The 3,044-nt window shown below is 39.4% G+C and carries 1 protein-coding gene and 2 pseudogenes; 1 reads left to right on the forward strand and 2 read right to left on the reverse strand.

Annotated elements, in window-relative coordinates; translation table 11 throughout:
* Positions 1 to 166: 166 nt before the first annotated feature.
* Together ACED53_RS23145 and ACED53_RS23150 are read right to left on the reverse strand one after the other, a co-directional pair.
* Positions 167 to 1,795: a methyl-accepting chemotaxis protein gene (locus tag ACED53_RS23145; RefSeq protein ID WP_017096612.1), complete on the reverse strand. Its 1,629-nt coding sequence runs from the start codon at positions 1,793 to 1,795 to the stop codon at positions 167 to 169.
* Positions 1,796 to 2,088: 293 nt separating this feature from the next.
* Positions 2,089 to 2,496, reverse strand: a pseudogene (locus tag ACED53_RS23150) (ISAs1 family transposase); the annotation flags it as partial.
* Between the two features lie 151 nt (positions 2,497 to 2,647).
* Between ACED53_RS23150 and ACED53_RS23155 the strand changes: the two are divergent.
* A pseudogene (locus ACED53_RS23155) lies at positions 2,648 to 3,044 on the forward strand (hypothetical protein); the annotation flags it as partial.

The raw sequence follows: 3,044 nt of genomic DNA on the forward strand, positions 1-3,044 counted from the left end.
AAGCAACGACAGAATCCTTCGGTATTTAGACCGTCAACCTCCCTCGGTAATCACAAAGTGCCAACTATGAAGATTCTGGACAGAAATGGCTTAGAGTTGATCTTCGAGCTGATTTGATCAACAACGCCACTCCTGATTAAAAAAATCTAAGGCGTAGTGCACCTTTCTATAGCTTGAATGCTCCCATCCTCGATTGGAGATTATGAGCTAGACTACTGATTTCCTGACACGCTATAGCGGTTTGTGAAGTGCCTTCTGCCATTTCTGAGGATGCTGAATTAATATGCTCCACACTTCGATTTAACTCTTCTGACACTGAGTTTTGCTCACTACATGCTGTTGCAATATGAGTACTCATCTGAGCAATATTCTCGACAGAGTGTTCAATCATATCAATTTGTTCTCCAGCCTCATTGACTTGGTCAACACATGTAGCGATACCACTCTGACACTCCCTGCTTGCCTCCCCCATTTTGATGGTTTTTTCTTGTAAGTCTTCAACAATATCGACAATCTGCGTTGTAGATTCTTGCGTTCGTTGAGCCAGAGAACGAACTTCATCAGCTACTACAGCAAAGCCTCTCCCTTGCTCTCCTGCTCTAGCAGCTTCTATTGCAGCATTCAAGGCTAATAGGTTCGTTTGTTCCGCAATCCCTCTAATAACATCAACAACAACATTAATGCTACTTGAACTATTTTCTAGATCACTTGCCAATTCATCTGTGTTTTGTATTGTTTTAGTGACCTTATCAATTTCTTGGATTGTTTTATTTAAAATCTCGGTTCCGTGCTTTGCAACTTCAGTTGCTGAGTTTGCTGAGGTAGCTCCACTTTCTGTATTCTGCGCTACCTCGTTAACTGCGGCCTGCATTTCTGTCATGGCCGATGCAACAGAACTCAACTCTAATTGTTGATTTTGCATTCCTGAAGCCGTTTGAGCTGATATTGCACTCACCTCTTCCACCGCTGCTGTTAATTGAATTGTAGAATCACTCACCTCTGAGACTAAAGAATGCAAATTATTTTGCATTGATACTAACTCTTTCAGCAAAGTACCAAGTTCATCTTCAGTTAACTCTCTTTCGTCAATTGTATTATTCAACTGACCTTTAGCTATCTGAGAAGCAAACCATAAAGCTCGATTAACCGGTTTACAAACTACTCGAGATAACAGAACTGACGAAAGAATTATCATACCGATAATGACTAAGGAACCAGCGGTGGCAGTAAGTTGAGTCGATTGAGATTCACTTTGTACTTCTACTTTTAGCTGATTTATAAGCTCATCATTTAAGCTAAGCGTATTGTCCAAGCTAGTAAGAGCTTTTGTATATGTAGTGAAACTAGATAAAACAACTTCATTTGCTTTTTTTGCCTTACCTTGTGCAAGTAAATAATTATATTGCTGCGTTTCAGAAATATAACTATTCCATGTATCTTTAAATACTTTAAAAGAACGCTTTTCTTGCTCACTCAGCGCTAGAGCTTCATACGATAAAATACCTTGTTGAACATTTTCCCTCCATTGTTCAAGCTCCTCTATCCATTCCGCGATTTTGGGATGCTTTGCATTTGACAGAAGCGAAAATTCATCTTTACGAACTTTTGTAATATCAACTTGAATACCTTTAAGCAAGGCAACCGATGGCAGGCTTTTATCAGTTAATATCGCTGTGTTTTTAGTCAGTGATAATAAACTCGACATCATCACTACAGAAACAACTGCAAAAACCAGAAATACGGCTAAGTAACTCAACCCAATTTTCTTTACTACACTTAAATCTTTAATACTCATCAATGAACCCACATTTATTCTAAAAATAACGCCATGACTAATGGCACATTACCTACCTTAACAACCGAGGAGTGAGAATAAAAATCGTTACGCCCTTATTCGTCGAGTGTAATATAGTCGAATATTGGCTAAATTAACATCAACTTAGCGTGAATTCGATACAGCAGTTCACTTTTAACTAGAATATGGTGGTATTTTCGTTAAAAAATAGAGTAAATACCTCAGTTGAATGAGGTTGTATAAAAAAACCATAATTTAGTGTCAATTGAGCAGCAGGGCGACCGCATGAGTGCCTAGTTTTTCACCGCCTGAGTAAAACCAGCACTTAATACTGCCTCTAGAATGGTTGTATTCATCATGCATCGCTTTTGCTTCCCAACAATGCTTAGCTTAGTTGGCTCTTCTCTGAGCATATTTAAGCTCATATGACGCAAGCAAGATAGATTCTCCGCTCCATGGTCTTTGTATATCTGGCACGCATCCTCATTCATACTGACATCAAGTACCCAATGCATTGACTCTATATCCCAATGCTCTCTAACTGCCATCGCAGCTTGCTCTGCGCTTAGCACTTTGGAGCTGATATAGTAACGATACTCTAGGTCGATTACTTTTCATTTCTCAATACGGAAGTTTTCAACCATTATAATGCTCTTCAAGTCTTTCCAACGAGAGAAGTTACCTTCCAGTTTTGTACTGTCAAAACTGCTGTTGCGGATCACAATAACCTATTAGCTTTCTTAGCACTTTGAGATAGGAGCCTAACCTGTGCTTTTTGTCCGATATAAAACATTGTTCTACGTTTTAGCCTCAATTAAACTGTTTTTATATACAGTAATTTTAGGCTTTATTATGTCTATCCGTAATTTAAAAGATGGTTCTACCAAACCTTGGCTCTGCGAATGTTACCCGAATGGGCGAACGGGGAAACGTGTTCGTAAAAAGTTTACGACTAGGGGAGAAGCAAAGGCTTTTGAGCTTCACACGATGAAGGAGATTGACGATAAGCCATGGATGGGAAGTAAACCCGATCACCGTAGAATGAGCGAACTGTTAGACGCTTGGTGGACCATACACGGTCATACGTTGAAATCGGGTAAACAAGCTCGGGAGCTAATAGCTAAGACAATTGAAGAATTAGGGAATCCAATTGCCTCCCACCTTAAAGAACGAGACTATTTAGACTATCGTGCAGGGCTTTGTTGCGTAATTAAATTTAAAGATAGAACAACCCCGTTTCGCGTATTTC

Source organism: Vibrio sp. 1F169 (genome assembly GCF_041439605.1).
Taxonomy (GTDB): Bacteria; Pseudomonadota; Gammaproteobacteria; order Enterobacterales; family Vibrionaceae; genus Vibrio; species Vibrio tasmaniensis_A.